General features: G+C 53.5%; 16 protein-coding genes, 2 tRNA genes and 2 rRNA genes. 16 read left to right on the top strand and 4 right to left on the bottom strand.

Going from position 1 to position 16397, the window contains the following annotated elements:
• From WB237_RS12750 to dkgB, 4 genes are all read left to right on the top strand, one after another.
• Nucleotides 1-102: ribosomal RNA gene (locus WB237_RS12750) — 23S ribosomal RNA — on the top strand; the annotation flags it as partial.
• A gap of 72 nt (nt 103-174) precedes the next feature.
• Nucleotides 175-290 (top strand): 5S ribosomal RNA (gene rrf, locus WB237_RS12745).
• A gap of 55 nt (nt 291-345) precedes the next feature.
• A tRNA-Asp gene (locus tag WB237_RS12740) sits at nt 346-422 on the top strand.
• A gap of 160 nt (nt 423-582) precedes the next feature.
• A complete protein-coding gene (dkgB, locus tag WB237_RS12735; RefSeq protein WP_336213422.1) occupies nt 583-1386 on the top strand; it encodes a 2,5-didehydrogluconate reductase DkgB in 804 nt (267 codons plus the stop codon).
• A 31-nt stretch (nt 1387-1417) separates the two neighbouring features.
• Here the strand turns inward: dkgB and yafC are convergent, their stop codons facing one another.
• Nucleotides 1418-2323, bottom strand: coding sequence for a DNA-binding transcriptional regulator YafC (gene yafC, locus WB237_RS12730; protein WP_336213420.1), 906 nt, complete (start codon nt 2321-2323; stop codon nt 1418-1420).
• A gap of 104 nt (nt 2324-2427) precedes the next feature.
• Between yafC and WB237_RS12725 the strand changes: the two genes are divergently transcribed.
• The 3 genes from WB237_RS12725 to WB237_RS12715 all read left to right on the top strand — a co-directional run bounded on the left by WB237_RS12725 (nt 2428) and on the right by WB237_RS12715 (nt 5389).
• Nucleotides 2428-3603 carry an MFS transporter gene (locus WB237_RS12725; RefSeq protein ID WP_336213418.1) on the top strand — a complete coding sequence of 392 codons (1176 nt, stop codon included), beginning with the start codon at nt 2428-2430 and terminating at the stop codon, nt 3601-3603.
• A gap of 136 nt (nt 3604-3739) precedes the next feature.
• Nucleotides 3740-4537 carry an endonuclease/exonuclease/phosphatase family protein gene (locus tag WB237_RS12720; protein WP_114978085.1) on the top strand — a complete coding sequence of 266 codons (798 nt, stop codon included), beginning with the start codon at nt 3740-3742 and terminating at the stop codon, nt 4535-4537.
• Between the two features lie 78 nt (nt 4538-4615).
• The gene (locus WB237_RS12715) at nt 4616-5389 is read left to right on the top strand and encodes a class I SAM-dependent methyltransferase (RefSeq protein ID WP_336213415.1); all 774 of its coding nucleotides are present in this window, start codon (nt 4616-4618) and stop codon (nt 5387-5389) included.
• 52 nt (nt 5390-5441) lie between these two features.
• Here WB237_RS12715 and mltD read toward each other — a convergent pair whose 3' ends face one another.
• On the bottom strand, nt 5442-6806 hold the full coding sequence (gene mltD / locus WB237_RS12710) for a murein transglycosylase D (RefSeq protein WP_114977827.1): 1365 nt from the start codon (nt 6804-6806) through the stop codon (nt 5442-5444).
• A gap of 68 nt (nt 6807-6874) precedes the next feature.
• Entirely contained in the window at nt 6875-7633 is a 759-nt protein-coding gene (gloB, locus tag WB237_RS12705; protein ID WP_336213412.1) for a hydroxyacylglutathione hydrolase, read from the bottom strand.
• Between the two features lie 32 nt (nt 7634-7665).
• On the opposite strand from gloB, the gene WB237_RS12700 reads away from it, so the two are divergent.
• Nucleotides 7666-8385, top strand: coding sequence for a class I SAM-dependent methyltransferase (locus tag WB237_RS12700; protein WP_108090748.1), 720 nt, complete (start codon nt 7666-7668; stop codon nt 8383-8385).
• Here WB237_RS12700 and rnhA read toward each other — a convergent pair.
• Nucleotides 8382-8849 carry a ribonuclease HI gene (gene rnhA, locus WB237_RS12695; protein WP_028017739.1) on the bottom strand — a complete coding sequence of 156 codons (468 nt, stop codon included), beginning with the start codon at nt 8847-8849 and terminating at the stop codon, nt 8382-8384. The two genes, WB237_RS12700 and rnhA, sit on opposite strands and share 4 nt — an antisense overlap.
• Before the next feature lie 64 nt (nt 8850-8913).
• Between rnhA and dnaQ the strand changes: the two genes are divergently transcribed.
• From dnaQ to WB237_RS12655, 8 genes are all read left to right on the top strand, one after another.
• Complete coding sequence (gene dnaQ, locus WB237_RS12690) at nt 8914-9645, top strand: DNA polymerase III subunit epsilon (RefSeq protein ID WP_075204687.1); 732 nt, start codon at nt 8914-8916, stop codon at nt 9643-9645.
• 131 nt (nt 9646-9776) lie between these two features.
• A tRNA-Asp gene (locus WB237_RS12685) sits at nt 9777-9853 on the top strand.
• A gap of 376 nt (nt 9854-10229) precedes the next feature.
• On the top strand, nt 10230-10949 hold the full coding sequence (locus WB237_RS12680; RefSeq protein ID WP_108090747.1) for a FadR/GntR family transcriptional regulator: 720 nt from the start codon (nt 10230-10232) through the stop codon (nt 10947-10949).
• Complete coding sequence (locus WB237_RS12675; RefSeq protein ID WP_336213407.1) at nt 10946-11959, top strand: ABC transporter ATP-binding protein; 1014 nt, start codon at nt 10946-10948, stop codon at nt 11957-11959. Before WB237_RS12680 ends, WB237_RS12675 begins: the two co-directional genes overlap by 4 nt.
• Nucleotides 11956-13038: an ABC transporter ATP-binding protein gene (locus tag WB237_RS12670; RefSeq protein ID WP_336213405.1), complete on the top strand. Its 1083-nt coding sequence runs from the start codon at nt 11956-11958 to the stop codon at nt 13036-13038. The genes WB237_RS12675 and WB237_RS12670 overlap by 4 nt, the downstream gene beginning before the upstream one ends.
• A gap of 2 nt (nt 13039-13040) precedes the next feature.
• Complete coding sequence (locus tag WB237_RS12665) at nt 13041-14555, top strand: ABC transporter substrate-binding protein (protein ID WP_336213403.1); 1515 nt, start codon at nt 13041-13043, stop codon at nt 14553-14555.
• An 18-nt stretch (nt 14556-14573) separates the two neighbouring features.
• On the top strand, nt 14574-15515 hold the full coding sequence (locus WB237_RS12660; RefSeq protein WP_028017733.1) for an ABC transporter permease: 942 nt from the start codon (nt 14574-14576) through the stop codon (nt 15513-15515).
• Nucleotides 15516-15517: 2 nt separating this feature from the next.
• Nucleotides 15518-16393 carry an ABC transporter permease gene (locus WB237_RS12655; RefSeq protein ID WP_108090744.1) on the top strand — a complete coding sequence of 292 codons (876 nt, stop codon included), beginning with the start codon at nt 15518-15520 and terminating at the stop codon, nt 16391-16393.
• The last annotated feature ends 4 nt before the right edge of the window (nt 16394-16397 follow it).

The raw sequence follows: 16397 nt of genomic DNA, 5'->3' as shown, positions 1-16397 counted from the left end.
GTCCTGAAGGAACGTTGAAGACTACGACGTTGATAGGTCGGGTGTGTAAGCGCAGCGATGCGTTGAGCTAACCGATACTAATGAACCGTGAGGCTTAACCTTACAACGCCGAAGCTGTTTCGGCGAAGAGACAGACAATCAAATTTCAGCCTGATACAGATTTAACAGAATTTGCCTGGCGGCTTTAGCGCGGTGGTCCCACCTGACCCCATGCCGAACTCAGAAGTGAAACGCCGTAGCGCCGATGGTAGTGTGGGGTCTCCCCATGTGAGAGTAGGGAACTGCCAGGCATCAAATTAAGTAGTAAGCCGGTGCATAAATCCGGTGGTTACAGCAGTCTTCGGTGGAGCGGTAGTTCAGTCGGTTAGAATACCTGCCTGTCACGCAGGGGGTCGCGGGTTCGAGTCCCGTCCGTTCCGCCACTTATTAAAAGCCCTGAGTTAACGCTCAGGGCTTTTTTCTTATCTGACGTTTAATTATTGCTAAATCAGCAAAAATCCTCTGCATTTTGCGATCTTTTTCTCTATAACCCCGCTAGCGATAATCGTCCTCAGTCTACGAACATAACGATTGAGGAATATTATGACTATCCCTGCATTTGGTCTCGGCACTTTCCGCCTGAAAGACGACGTTGTTATCGCATCTGTAAAAACTGCTCTTGAACTTGGCTATCGCACCGTCGATACGGCACAAATTTATGAAAATGAAGCTGCTGTTGGTCAGGCTATCGAAGAGAGTGGTGTACCGCGTAACGAACTGTTTATCACCACTAAAATCTGGATTGAGAACCTCAGCAAGGACAAACTGATCCCCAGCCTGAAAGAGAGTCTGAAAAAACTGCGTACTGATTACGTCGATCTGACGCTGATCCACTGGCCTTCACCGAATGATGCTGTTTCAGTGGAAGAATTCATGCAGGCATTGCTGGATGCGAAAAAACAGGGCTTAACCCGTGAAATTGGTATTTCTAACTTCACTATTCCGCTGATGGAAAAAGCAATTGCGGCCGTTGGTGCAGAAAATATTGCGACTAACCAGATTGAACTGTCACCTTACCTGCAAAACCGCAAAGTGGTTGCCTGGGCAAAACAACATGGCATTCATATTACATCTTATATGACGCTGGCTTATGGCAAAGCATTGAAAGATGAGGTGATTGCACGCATCGCAGCAAAACATAATGTGACTGCAGCGCAGGTCATCCTGGCGTGGGCAATGGGTGAAGGTTATGCCGTTATCCCTTCTTCAACCAAACGTGAAAACCTGGCCAGTAACCTGTTAGCACAGAATCTCCAGCTCGACGACGAAGACAAAAAAGCGATCGCCGCACTGGATTGCAACGATCGCCTGGTCAGTCCGGAAGGGTTAGCCCCTCACTGGGATTAAGTTTGACCCCACCCTTTGTATCCTGAAACCCTCACACAGCTCCTTTGGGAGCTGTTTTTATATGCTCGCTCAGAAAGTCGATAAAGGCACGAATGCGCGTACTCACCGCTCTGTCGCTGTAATATACCGCACTAAATGGCATTTCGACCGGCAGACGTTTATCTGCCATCAGTTCCACCAGTTCGCCACGCGCAATCTCCTTATCAATCATATAGTCAGACAAGCAAGCGATTCCATTCCCTTCGAGACACAACTGCTTCAGCGTTTCCCCACTGTTGGACGACAACCCACAAGCGATTTCATGCAACTGACCATCATGACAAGCAACAGGCCAGGTGTTCAGCGACACAGGCTCCGTGAAGCCCAGACACAGATGCTGCTTCAATTCTTCTACCGTCTCTGGTTTACCATGTGCAGCAATATAGTCTGGTGACGCGATAATTTTGCGGTAGCTGGCAAACAGTGGGCGGGCACGCAGGCTTGAATCTGTGAGGGTTCCCGCCCGGATAGCCACATCCACTTTCCGTTCGATAAGATTGATAAACGTCTCTGAGGAGACCAGAGAGAGCGTCATCTCCGGATAGCGTTCGCGGAAAGGTTTGATCAGCGGCATCAGAAAATGAAGCACAACCGGCGTGGCCGCATCAATGCGCAGCAATCCACGTGGTGTGCTGCGGGTTTCCATAATCTCCGTCTCGGCAGCGGCCATTTCTTGCAGGATGGACTGCACGCGGCGGAAATAGCGCTCTCCTTCTTCCGTCAGGCTGAGCTGCCGTGTCGTACGGTTGAGCAGACTGACTCCAAGCTTCATCTCCAGCTTTTTCACCGAGCGACTGATGGCCGAGTTAGCCTGCCCTAACTGTTCAGCCGCACGGCTAAAACTACCGCTTTCGACGACGGCGACAAAGATTGTCAGCTCTTCCGACGTTGCTTTCATTGTTGCACCACCTGCAAAATTCTATTGATATTTTGACCATTTTTGTTATTTAAGCACTGGCGCATACTGCCTGTCATCTTAATCCTGAAGAGACGGAGTATTTTATGCCACTGGCGCTACTTGCCCTCACGATCAGTGCCTTTGCAATTGGCACGACCGAATTTGTTATCGTAGGACTGGTTCCTACCATCGCCGAGCAGCTTGCGATTTCGCTGCCATCTGCCGGACTGCTGGTATCTATTTATGCACTGGGTGTTGCTGTCGGTGCACCTGTATTGACGGCACTCACCGGTCGATTCCCTCGCAAGCGACTGTTGGTGGCGCTAATGGTGTTGTTCACAGCGGGTAACGTTCTGGCCTGGCAATCCCCGGATTACACCACACTGGTGATTGCCCGCCTGTTGACCGGCCTTGCTCATGGTGTCTTTTTCTCAATTGGTTCTACCATTGCCACAAGTCTGGTATCCAAAGAGAAAGCGGCATCAGCCATTGCGATTATGTTTGGTGGACTGACTGTCGCGCTTGTTACAGGCGTACCGCTGGGGACATTTATCGGCCAACACTTCGGCTGGCGTGAAACCTTCCTGGCAGTTTCTTTACTGGGTGTGATTGCTCTGGTAGCCAGTCTTCTGCTGGTGCCATCGAATATACCTGGTCGTGCGAGCGCCAACCTGCGCGATCAGCGAAAGGTTCTCACGCATCCGCGCCTGTTGATCATTTATGCCGTGACCGCACTGGGCTATGGTGGTGTATTCACGGCTTTCACCTTCCTGGCGCCGATGATGCAAGATCTTGCAGGCTTCTCCCCGAATGCGGTGAGCTGGATTTTGCTTGGCTATGGCATCTCCGTCGCAATAGGTAACATCTGGGGCGGCAAACTGGCAGACAAACATGGTGCGGTTCCCGCTCTCAAATTCATCTTTGCAGCACTGGTTGTTTTGCTGCTGGTGTTCCAGTTCACAGCATCAATGCAATACGCTGCACTGGTTACGGTCCTGGTCATGGGGATCTTTGCCTTCGGTAACGTGCCGGGTCTTCAGGTCTATGTGGTACAGAAAGCAGAGCTGTATACGCCAAACGCGGTGGATGTGGCATCCGGTCTGAACATTGCCGCTTTCAATATTGGCATTGCTATTGGCTCCATTGTGGGTGGGCAGACGGTTGAACATTTTGGACTGGCGCAAACGCCATGGATTGGTGCTGCGATCGTGCTTGTAGCCTTCCTGTTGATTGGTCTGAGTGGTCGCCTTGATAGACCAGCTCGGGTAGCATTGGGCTAACATCAGTAAGTGCTTGCTTACAAAACTGGAAAGCGGTTTCTCAGAAATTGCGTTGAAAGTGTAATCTAAAGTCCCTATAACATTAGAACCAGTCCGTTTTCAGGGCTGGTTCATGTTACAGAGGCTGTTTCCAAAAGTGCGAAAAAATACCTATGCCATGCGTTATGTTGCCGGAATGCCAGCGGAGAGGATCTTGCCTCCGGGGTCGTTTGCGAGCATAAGCCAGGCATTACCCGCCGGCACACCGTTAAGCAGTGATGAGAAAATTCGTGTACTGGTGTGGAATATTTTTAAGCAGCAACGTGCGGAATGGCTATCGGTACTCAAGAATTTTGGCAAAGATGCCCACCTGGTTCTGCTCCAGGAGGCGCAAACCACCCCTGAGCTGGTGCGGTTTGCCACCACGAACTATCTTGCCGCCGACCAGGTGCCTGCATTTGTCCTGCCGCAACATCCCTCAGGTGTGATGACGCTCTCTTCAGCGCATCCGGTCTATTGCTGTCCACTGCGCGAACGTGAGCCCATCCTTCGTCTGGCGAAATCGGCGCTGGTAACGGTCTACCCGTTGCCGGATACACGAATGCTGATGGTCGTGAACATCCATGCGGTAAACTTCAGCCTGGGCGTGGATGTGTATAGTAAGCAGTTACTTCCAATTGGCGATCAGATTGCTCATCACAGCGGGCCTATCATCATGGCAGGCGATTTCAATGCCTGGAGTCGTCCGCGCATGAATGCCCTGTATCGCTTTGCGCGCGAGATGTCGTTGCGTGAAGTTCGTTTTAGCGATGACCAACGCAAGAAAGCCTTTGGTCGTCCTCTCGATTTTGTCTTCTATCGCGGTTTGAGCGTGCATGACGCCTCCGTCCTGGTGACGCGCGCCTCCGATCACAATCCTCTACTAGTGGAATTCAGTCCCGGCAAACCTGATTAAACATGGTGAGTCAGGTCTGCCGTGGGGCAGGCCTGTTCGGGTGCTGCCCTTTATTTTTTACCAACAAAGGACAGTACGATGACAACAACACACTCCCATCATGACAACGTAGAAAAACAGTTTGGCTCGCAGGCAAATGCGTATCTGAGCAGTGCCGTACATGCTTCTGGCCGCGATCTGGTGCGTCTCGGTGAACGCCTGGCTGCGTTCCCGCAGGCACACGTGCTGGATTTAGGCTGCGGGGCAGGGCATGCCAGTTTTACGGCTGCACAACAGGTCGCTCAGGTCACCGCGTACGATTTATCCAGCCAGATGCTGGCGGTGGTTGCAGAGGCGGCGAAGGTAAAAGGGTTGAACAACATTGATACGCGCCAGGGTTATGCCGAATCCTTACCTTTTGATGATGCGTCGTTTGAGGTAGTTATCAGCCGTTATTCCGCACATCACTGGCATGATGTTGGCCAGGCATTACGTGAAGTAAAACGTGTCCTGAAGCCGGGTGGTGTTCTTATCATTATGGATGTGATGTCTCCGGGACACCCGGTACGCAATATCTGGCTGCAAACAGTGGAAGCATTGCGCGACACCTCGCATGTACAAAACTACTCCAGTGGAGAGTGGTTATCGCTCATTACCGATGCAGGGTTGATTTCTCGCTCATTAATAACCGATCGCTTACCGCTGGAATTCAGCTCATGGATCGCCCGTATGCGCACTCCGGACGCATTAAGTCACGCTATTCGGTTGTATCAGCAGAGTGCGTCGGCAGAGGTGAAGGCTTACTTTGAATTACAGGAGGATGGTTCGTTTACCAGCGATACCATCATGGCTGAAGCGCAAAAAGCGGGATAAACAAAAAAGGCACCGAGGGGAATCGGTGCCTTTTTATCTTTAGATCGTGCTATCAGGAGTCTGGCGTGGCGCTGTTCTTCACAAACAGCGTCAACTGGTCGCCTGGTTTCAGGTTGTCAGTATCATTATTCCAGCGCATCACATCTTTGATGTTCACGCCGTGTCGTTTTGCGATACTGGACAGGGAATCGCCTTTACGCACGCGATAGGTGATGCTATCGCTGTTGCTGGCGAGACGCTGTGCACTGCTACCTGCACCCACCGTCAGAGTCTGACCCACTTTAAGGCCTGAACTGCGCAGGTTATTCCACTGCTGCAGATCGTTTGCTGTCACGCCAAGACGTGATGCAATACCCGAAAGCGTATCACCTGAACGAACCTTATAACTGCGGCTGTTGACTGATGAAGCGTCCGCGATCAGCGTTGACTGAACGGCTGCAATTTCACCAGATGCTAAAGACTCACGTAGCTGTTCAGCATGTTTCTGCGGAACCATTACGTACTGCGGGCCGCTTGCCCCCAGCGTTGAGCCTTTAACGCCAGCATTAAAGGTTTTCAATTTACTTACCGACATACCCGTCATATCTGCAACCTGTTGAATATCAACTGGATTGCTGAGGCGAACGCGCGCCAGTGCACGACTTTCGTCTGGTGTTGGCAGTTGTACACCGTAACGCTTGCTGTTCTTGAGAATATCGCTCAATGCCAGCATCTTCGGTACGTAAATCTTTGTTTCCTGTGGCAGTGAGAGCGACCAAAAATCGGTGGATTTACCCCGTGCTTTATTCGCTTTCATTGCCTTCAGTACACGACCTTCGCCGCTATTGTACGCTGCGACCGTTAACAGCCAGTCGCCGTCAAACATCTTGTTCAGACGTTGCATCATGTCGAGAGCGGCTGTCGTTGAAGCGACAACATCACGACGCGCATCATAGCTGCGAGTCTGTTTCAGACCATAGTTTCGCCCGGTGCTCGGAATGATCTGCCAAATGCCTGCGGCATTGGCGCCAGACGTTGCGTGTGGGTCAAAAGCGCTCTCCACTATGGGTAGGAGTACCAGCTCCATAGGCATGTTACGTTTCTTAACTTGCCCGGCTATCCAGTACATATACGGCTCTGCCCGTAACGTTACATCGTGGAGATAGCTCTTATTTCTTAAGTACTTCTGTTTCTGTTCGCGAATCCGGCTGTTTTCCGGAATTCCCATCTTTAGCTCGTCGCCAATAGAGGTCCACAAGTCTTGATCCTGCGCGAATGATGTTCCATCGTCCATCCATCGCGCCGAACTTGTAAACTTCCCTGCTTCCCCTTGACCAGCTGCAGAAAGGCTCTGTGCGTGCTGTTGTACGTTGCTGCCGTTCTGCGACTGGCAACCTACAAGCAGGACAGAGGCGAGTAATATCGCTTTTGCCTTCATGTGTGTGTCAATAGTTGCTTAAAAGACGAGCGATAATAACGGCGAAATTTTGAAAAGGCAACCCGCAATTATCTGAAGTTATCTTTCTTTGACCTTAACCATGCAAATCGCTGCTCTGGTTGTTGCAAATTTGTTTCTTGGTTAATTTTATTAATTAAATCAATATCATCTGTTCTTAAAAATAAATTAATCTTGCGCTCATTTTTCAGAGTTACGGGGAGTGTATTTTGGTTTTTTACACGTAACTCCTTCACTTTGTGATAATAATCCTGAATCGCGCGATCCTCGGGTAAGATGTTAACGGAAAACTTCATATTCCCTAATGTATATTCATGTGCGCAACAAATAAGCGTCTCATCGGGTAGGGCATTAATTTTCTGTAAAGACTGGTACATCTGGGTTGCAGTACCTTCGAAAAGTCTTCCGCAGCCTCCAGAGAACAGTGTGTCGCCACAAAAAAGATAAGGTTTGCTGTAGAAACATAGATGTCCCAAAGTGTGACCTGGTGTGGCAAATACGGAAAATTCCCACCCGTGTATGAGGATCTTTTCACCTTCTTTGACTACCCGGGTTGTTCCCTTATCTTGTGTCTCTGCCGGTCCGTAAACCACAAGATGGGGAAAATGGGCCCGCAGCTCGGGAACGCCGCCAGTGTGATCGTGATGATGATGCGTCAAGAGAATGGCTTCTGGCTGCCAATTATTCTCTTCTATTGCACGTAATACAGGGGCGGCTTCTCCGGGATCAACAATGACGCATCGACGATCATCGTCAACCAAAACCCAGATGTAATTGTCCTCAAAAGCAGGAATACTGATAAGATTCATACATTACCTCTAATAACGTGGCAGGTGTTTTGATGAAACCGGCAAGGATACCTCAGACTGTCGCAGCACCGGAACGTTGGGCGGAATTGCCCTGGGGTGAATACTATCGCGAGGCCTTAGAGCAACAACTGAAGCCCTGGCTTGCGAAAATGTATGGTTTTCACCTGCTTAAGATTGGCAATCTCAGCGCGGAAATCAATACCGAAAGCTGCGCTATCTCACATCAGGTCAATGTCTCGCTCGGTGGATCGCCGGTTCAGGTGAAAGCAGACCCATTGCATCTGCCATTTGCGGAAAAGTCCGTTGATGCGTGTTTGCTTGCCCATACACTGCCCTGGTGTAGTGATCCCCATCGCTTGCTGCGTGAAGCCGACCGTGTTCTGATTGATGATGGCTGGCTGGTACTTAGCGGATTCAATCCACTAAGCCTGATGGGCCTGCGTAAGCTGGTACCGGTGCTACGCAGGACTCCACCTTACAACAGCCGGATGTTCACGATGATGCGCCAGCTCGACTGGCTTTCACTGCTAAACTTTGAGGTGCTCTGCTACGGCGGTTTTCAGGTGCTCCCCTGGGCGCGGCAGGGAGGTGTACTGTTGAGCACGCATTTGCCCGCTTTAGGCTGCATGCAGTTCATCGTTGCGCGTAAGCGCACTATCCCTCTTACGCTTAATCCAATGAAGCAGAGCAAAACGAAAACGCATATCCGTCAAACTGTTGGTGCAACGCGGCAATACAAAAAAACCGATTAAACGTCGGGCTGATAGCCCGCATCTTCATGTGCGGGATTGGATGCCGCAGCACGCGCCAGTTCGTCGCAGCGTTCGTTTTCCGGGTGACCGGCGTGGCCTTTAACCCATTCCCATTTAATCTCGTGTTGGCCCAGAGCCGCATCAAGACGTTTCCAGAGATCGACGTTCTTGACCGGCTTCTTATCAGCGGTCTTCCAGCCGCGTTTTTTCCAGTTATGGATCCACTGGGTTATCCCCTGACGCACGTACTGGCTATCGGTGCTTAACACCACGTCACAATGCTCTTTTAACGCCTCCAGTGCCACTATGGCCGCCATCAATTCCATTCGGTTGTTGGTGGTCAGAAAATAGCCTTCGCTAAAAGTTTTTTCGTGCTGGCGATAGCGCATAATCGCGCCATAGCCGCCAGGTCCTGGGTTGCCGAGACAAGATCCATCGGTGAAAATTTCTACCTGTTTACGCATCTCTGGTAGACTTCCTGTAATTGAAACGTTCAGTTAAACGATAAGTCTGACATAAATGACCGCTATGAGCACTGCAATTACTCGCCAGATTGTCCTCGATACCGAAACCACCGGTATGAACCAGATCGGCGCGCACTACGAAGGGCACAAGATTATCGAGATCGGTGCCGTTGAAGTGGTGAACCGTCGTCTTACGGGGAACAACTTCCACGTCTACCTCAAACCCGATCGGCTGGTGGATCCAGAAGCGTTTGGCGTTCATGGTATTGCCGATGAGTTCTTGCTGGATAAGCCGACTTTTGCGGATGTCGCTGACGAGTTCCTGGAATACATCAGGGGCGCGGAGCTTGTCATCCATAACGCCTCGTTCGATATCGGCTTTATGGATTATGAATTCAGCAAGCTTAACCGTGATATCCCGAAGACAAACACTTTCTGTAAGGTAACAGACAGCCTGGCGCTGGCGAGGAAAATGTTCCCCGGCAAGCGTAACAGCCTTGATGCGCTCTGTTCCCGCTACGAAATAGACAATACCAAGCGAACGCTGCACGGGGCATTACTCGATGCCCAGATCCTGGCCGATGTCTATCTGACGATGACCGGTGGACAGACGTCAATGAAGTTCAGCATGGAAAATGAATCTCAGCAGACGCAGGGCGAGGCGGGAATTCAGCGTGTTGTCCGCCAGGCAAGTCGGTTGCGGGTTGTTTTAGCCAGTGATGAAGAGCTTCTTAATCACGAATCCCGACTCGATCTGGTGCTGAAGAAAGGTGGAAGTTGTATGTGGCGCGCCTGAAAAGCGCCGGAATGCTTGTAAAAGCATCGCTTGGGCGATTTTTGCAGCAAACGATTCAAAACGTGAGAAAAAGCGTTGACGAGATCAGAGGCACACCGTAATATGCGCCTCGTTCCCCAAACGGGAACAGTGGAGCGGTAGTTCAGTCGGTTAGAATACCTGCCTGTCACGCAGGGGGTCGCGGGTTCGAGTCCCGTCCGTTCCGCCACTATTCAGAAGGCCTGAATCAGAAATGATTCAGGCCTTTGTCGTTTCAGCTTCCTGAATTCTTCCCCTCTTTTTTATTAACAAAAAGTTAAATTCCATGGTGCAATTAATTAACATGTGCACAACATTAGTGCGTTATTTGCACTGATACTGTGCATTTTGCCTCCCGTCGTCTCTTCTGGCGTCTGTCGGAATGTGTCACTTTGTAAATATAAATCACGAAAAATCATCCTCTTATCACTCGCTTTCCAAAAAACACCTGAACCAATTAAATATTGGTTTGGTTATTGCTTAATCATTAGCACGATAAGCTTCATTTCATATCAATAACTTATCGTTAATAAAAATAAAGTAATGATGAAAGCGAGCGAACCAATATGGAAAAACCGTCACGGTTTCTGGCAAATTCCAGCACCGCGCTTGAACAACTGCGCGGGTTAATCAACCAGCACGAGTCAACACCAGGCACTCCGCTGCCCACAGAACGTGAGCTATCGGAAACTCTCGGCGTAGGACGACGTGAAGTGCGTCGTGCGCTGGATGTGCTGGAAGAAGAGGGGCGCATCTGGCGTAAACAGGGCAAAGGGACCTTTATCGGTCCGGCTGCCCCGGTTGAACCGCTGGCCCTTCAGGGATTGGTTCAGCAAACTAACCTTCTGGAAGTGATGGAAGCTCGTCTGCAGCTTGAACCCGGCCTGGCCCGGCTTGCGGCACTGCGTGCCACCAGGGAAAACCTCGCGCTCATGCAGCGCATGCTGGAACGCATTGATAAGGTCAGCCCGGATGACCGCGATCTCAACGAACTGTGGGACAGCGCCTTTCACCGGGCGATTGCCGAGGCGGCGGGGAACCGTCTGATGCTCGGCCTGTTTGATGCCATTGATGCCGTCAGACGTGAACCGGGCTGGCAGCATCTGCGCGAATTAGCCCGCACCCCCGAACGCGTCGATAGCTACAACGACCACCATCACAAGATCATGTCTGCGATTATCCATCGCCAGCCTAATGAGGCCGCGGCCGCCATGCGCGAACACCTGCTCAGCCTGCAAACCGCCCTGATCCATGCTATCCACCTTGAGGACGACTTCACGCTATGACGACGATCCCGTTTAAGGACACTGCGCCTGTACTGAACCTGCATAATCTCAACGTTAAATTCACCGGCTCGCCGGTGAGCGTCCTTGATGGTATTTCACTGATAATTAAAGCGGGCGAAACGCTGGCGCTGGTGGGAGAGTCTGGATGCGGAAAAAGTATCACCTCACTGGCACTAATGGGGTTACTGCCCGCCAGCGCGCAGATCGTCAGCGGTGAGATGCAGTTTCGCCGTCATGATCTCCGCAAGCTTTCGCCACGGGAATACGCCGATCTGCGTGGTAGCGAGCTGGCGATGATTTTCCAGGAGCCAATGACCTCGCTTAATCCGGCGTTTACGCTGGGGGACCAGCTTAGCGAAGCGGTTATGCGACACCAGAGTGTCTCGCGTGCAGAGGCGATGAATGTCGCGCTGCAGATCCTCGAGAAGGTACAGATCCCGGCGGCAGAGATGCGCCTGAAAGCATATCCCCACCAGCTTTCCGGCGGTATGCGCCAGCGCGTGATGATTGCGATGGCGCTGATTAACCACCCGAAACTGTTGATTGCCGATGAACCGACCACAGCCCTTGACGTGACGATCCAGGCGCAAATTCTCACCTTGCTGAACACCCTCAAAGAAGAGACCGGCACGGCGGTCCTGATGATCACTCACGATTTAGGCGTGGTGGCAGAAGTCGCCCAACAGGTGGCGGTGATGTATGCCGGTCAGGTTGTGGAGCAGGGGAGCGTTGAGGCCATCTTTGCCGATCCGCAGCATCCGTACACCATTGGCCTAATGGGGTCGATTCCTTCTCTTGGGGCACGTAAGGGGCAGCTCTCCACCATTCCAGGCTCGGTGCCACTGCCAGAATCTATGCCGAAAGGCTGCCGTTTCGCTACTCGTTGCCCGTTTGCGCAGTCGCGCTGCCATGATGAAAAACCTTCGCTCAATACGCTCGGCGCGGGTCATCAGGTTGCCTGTTTCCGTGCGCCGCTGGAGCAACACATTGCCCTGGGAGAAATTGCATGACTACGCCCATTCTTGAAGCCCGTGACCTGAGCAAGCTTTTCCCCGGCCCGAAAAAACTGTTTACCCCGGCGAAGTTTGTCACGGCAGTCGATCGCGTTTCACTTTCCGTTATGCCGGGGGAAACGCTGGCGATTGTGGGTGAGTCTGGTTCCGGAAAATCCACCCTCGGTCGTCTGCTGCTGCGTTTGCTGGCCGCCAGCGAAGGGCGCGTGTTTTACCAGGGGGAGGAGATCACGCATGCCTCGGGTGCTCGTCTGAATCAGCTTCGGCGCGAGCTGCAGATTATCTTTCAGGATCCCTTCGCTTCGCTGAACCCGCGTATGACGGTGGAGCAGATCGTCGGTGAACCGCTGTGGCTACACCAGAACATGAAGAAAGCGGACCGTCAGTACCGCGTTGCCGAGTTGCTTAAAACCGTTGGCCTCCCTGCCGCCTGGGCCGGGCGCTATCCACATGAGTTTTCGGGAGGACAGCGTCAGCGTATTGGCATTGCTCGCGCGCTGGCCTCGGGGCCGAAACTGCTGTTGGGCGACGAACCCGTCTCGGCGCTGGATGTCTCGGTGCAGGCGCAGGTGGTGAACCTGCTCGAAAGCCTGAAGCACCAGCTGGGGCTGACGATGGTGATTGTCGCCCACGGCCTGGCGGTTATCCGCCACATGAGCGACCGCGTGGCGGTAATGTATCTTGGGCAAATCGTTGAGCTTGCGACTGTTGACGAAATTTTTGATGCGCCGCTGCACCCCTATACCCAGGCACTTATCGCCTCTGCGCCGCAGATGCAGCCAGGCATTGAACGTGACGCGCCGCTGCTGCAGGGGGACTTACCGAACCCGTCCAGCCCACCATCTGGTTGCCGGTTCCACACCCGTTGCCCGTACGTCACCGACGAATGCCGCCAGGTGGAACCGATAAATCAGGTACTGGACGGCGGACGTCAGGTGGCCTGCCATCGCTGGCAGGAGATCAACCGCGATCGCAGCGTTATCCAGATTGCTCCGCCATCTGCTGCCTTTCTGCGCCGCCGCGCGCTGTTTGAACACGCGGCATCTCACTCCTCCCTTCCTTCAAGGAACTCATGATAATGACAATGCGTAATTCTCTTTTGACCGTACTGGGAAGTGTAATGTTGCTCGGCGCGGCGCTGCCCGCCCATTCTGAAAGTGTGCTGCGAATTGGTCTGGGCGCTGATCCGGACATGCTCGACCCGCATCTGGCGCGCACTTACTACGGCCGTTTTGTTTTCGCTTCATTGTGCGACAGGCTGGTGGACGTGGATGAAAATCTGAAGGTTATCCCCGGTCTGGCGAAAGACTGGGCGTGGAGCGACGACGGTAAAACTCTCACCCTGAATTTGCGCGAGGGCGTCACCTTCCACGACGGTGAGAAATTCGATGCTGCCGCCGCAAAATACAACCTCGACCGTGCCCTGACCTTAAAAGGCTCCCTGCGTAAAAGCGAGATTTCCTCCGTGGAGTCCGTTGAAGTCACTGGCCCGATGCAGATTGCCCTGCACCTGAAAACGCCGGACGCCGCGCTGCTGATGCAACTCACCGACCGCGCGGGCGCGATGATGGCACCCGAAGCGGCAAAAAAAACGGATTTTGCCGCGCATCCCGTCTGTTCCGGTCCGTATAAATTCGACAGCCGCGTATCGCAGGACCGCATCGTTCTGACGCGTTTCGACAATTACTGGAACAAAGACGCTTACCACTTCGACAAAATTATCTATCTGCCGATCCCGGATGCCTCCGTGCGTCTGGCGAACCTGCGGGCAGGCGATCTCGATCTGACTGAAGGGATTGCCGCCAGCGACGTGAAGACTGTGGAAGCTGACAGCAAGCTGGCGCTGGCGAAGGTCACCGGTCTGGGTTATCAGGGCATTACCTTCAACATTAATAACGGAAAGGTGCCAGCGAACGATCCGTTCAAGGACGCCCGCGTGCGTGAGGCGTTTTCTCAGGCAATTGACCGCGATGCGCTAAACCAGGTGGTCTTTGAAGGGCTGTATTCGCCAGCCAACCAGGCGTTTTCAACGGTGAGCCCGTATCACGTCAACCTGCCGGTACCACCGCGCGATGTCGACAAAGCCAAAGCGCTGCTGAAAGCGGCAGGCGTCACCACGCCGCTGACCGTCAACCTGCTGGTGCCGAACAACCCAACATCGCAGCAGGTCGGTCAGGTGCTGCAGGCGATGGTCGCTGAGGCGGGCTTTAACCTGAACCTGCAGATGACTGAATTCGCCACGCTGCTGGATCGCCAGCAGAGCGGTGACTATCAGCTGAGCTTCTCCGGCTGGTCTGGTCGTCCCGATCCGGATGGCAGCATCTTTGGCTTCATTAACAGCAAAGGCACTTTAAACGACGGCCGTTACAGTAATGCTCAGGTAGATGAATGGTTGACTCAGGCGCGTCAGAGCACCGATCAGGCCGCACGCCAGCCGTTGTACGAGAAAGTGGTGAAGCAACTGCAAACCGATATGCCGATTGCCTACCTCTACTTCGAGCCGCGCATTTTTGGCCTGAACAAAAGCGTGCAGGGCTTTAAGCCGTACCCGGACGGCATCGTGCGTCTGGCCGGTTTGACGCTGGCGAAATAAACGTCCTGAGGAGAACCCATGCTGGAACTGATTTGCAAACGTCTGCTGCTGGCTATACCAACCCTGCTGCTGGTGAGCATGATGGTCTTCGGGCTACAAAAGCTGCTGCCCGGCGACCCGCTGATTGCCATGGCTGGCGAGGAGCGCGACCCGGCAGTCATCGCCCAGCTGCGTGCGGAGCTGAACCTCGATGCGCCAATCCCCGTGCAGTATTTTAACTGGCTGACGCGTGCGCTGCAGGGCGATCTGGGCGTCTCCTTACGCACGCACGAACCGGTGACGCAGCTGATTGCCAGCAAGCTGCCGGTCACGCTGGAGTTGTCACTACTGGCGATGATTATCGCGCTGGTGTTTGGCATCAGCATGGGGATCCTCGCGGCGGTGAACAAAAACAGCTGGGTCGATCATGGGGCGAACTTTGTGGCGATCTCGGGGATCTCAATACCGCACTTCTGGCTGGGGATCCTGCTGATTCTGGTCTTCTCGGTAAACCTGCAGTGGCTACCCGCGTCCGGCTACGTGCCGTTCAGTGAAGATCCGCTCCAGAACCTGCGCACGTTGCTGCTGCCCGCGTCCGTGCTCGGAACCGGCCTGGCGGCGACGCTGATGCGCCATACCCGTGCGTCGATGATTGCGGTCCTGAAAGCAGATTACATCCGTACTGCACGGGCTAAGGGGCTGCTGCCAAAAGCGGTGATCTTAAAGCACGCGTTTCGCAATGCACTGGTGCCGGTGATCACTCTCACCACGCTGCTGTTTGGTGAGCTGCTGGGTGGCGCGGTGCTGACCGAGCAGGTCTTCACTATTCCGGGCTTCGGCAAAATGATCGTCGATTCGGTGTTTAACCGTGACTACGCGGTGGTGCAGGGCGTGGTGCTGATCGTGGCGATTGGCTTCCTGATGCTCAACCTGCTGGCCGACGTGCTCTACGTTCTTATCAACCCGAAAATGCGAGGTTAACCATGGCGGAACTGTCGACTCAAACCGTTGTGCCTGCACTGCCGCGCGCGCAGAACCGGGTGCTGAAGAAATTCCTCGCGAACAAAAGTGCAGTGATTGGTGCGGTGATTGTGGGCTTCTTTGTGTTGCTCGCGCTGCTGGCGCCGTGGATTGCGCCGTTCGACCCGGTCAAAGCCAACTTCCTGGCGGTGCGTAAAGCGCCGTCGGCGATGTACTGGTTCGGCACAGACGAGCTGGGGCGCGACATTTTATCCCGCATTATCTGGGGAGCACGCACCTCGCTGATGGCAGGCTGTATGTCGGTGGTGATTGCCGTTGTCATCGGCGTTCCGCTGGGGCTGGTGGCGGGTTACTTCCAGAAGATGTGGGATGGGGTGATCTCGCGCGTTATCGAGGCGCTACTGGCCTGTCCGTTCCTGATCATGGCGATCGCGCTGGGGGCGTTTTTGGGCCCGAGCCTGACCAACGCCATGATCGCCATCGGTCTTTCGGCGATGCCGATCTTCGCCCGCCTGACGCGCGGGCAGGTGATCGCGATTCGCAACGAAGAGTACATCGACGGTGCGCGGGCGATTGGCCTGCCGGACCGCTGGATCATCATCAAATACATCCTGCCGAATGTAATGTCACCGATCCTGGTGCAGGCCACGCTGGCGATTGCCTCGGCGATTATCGCCGAAGCCAGCCTGTCGTTTTTGGGGCTGGGACAGCAGCCGCCAAATCCGTCCTGGGGCTCGATGCTCAATACCGCGAAAGGTTTCCTGGAGCAGGCTCCGTGGATGTCCGTTTTCCCCGGCGTAGCGATTTTCCTTGCCGTGCAGGGCTTTAATTTACTCGGCGACGGGCTGCGCGATGCGCTCGATCCGCGCCACGACTAAGGAG

The organism is Enterobacter sp. P82, assembly GCF_037053385.1.
Taxonomy (GTDB): domain Bacteria; phylum Pseudomonadota; class Gammaproteobacteria; order Enterobacterales; family Enterobacteriaceae; genus Enterobacter.
This window is presented reverse-complemented; position numbering and strand designations above follow the sequence as displayed.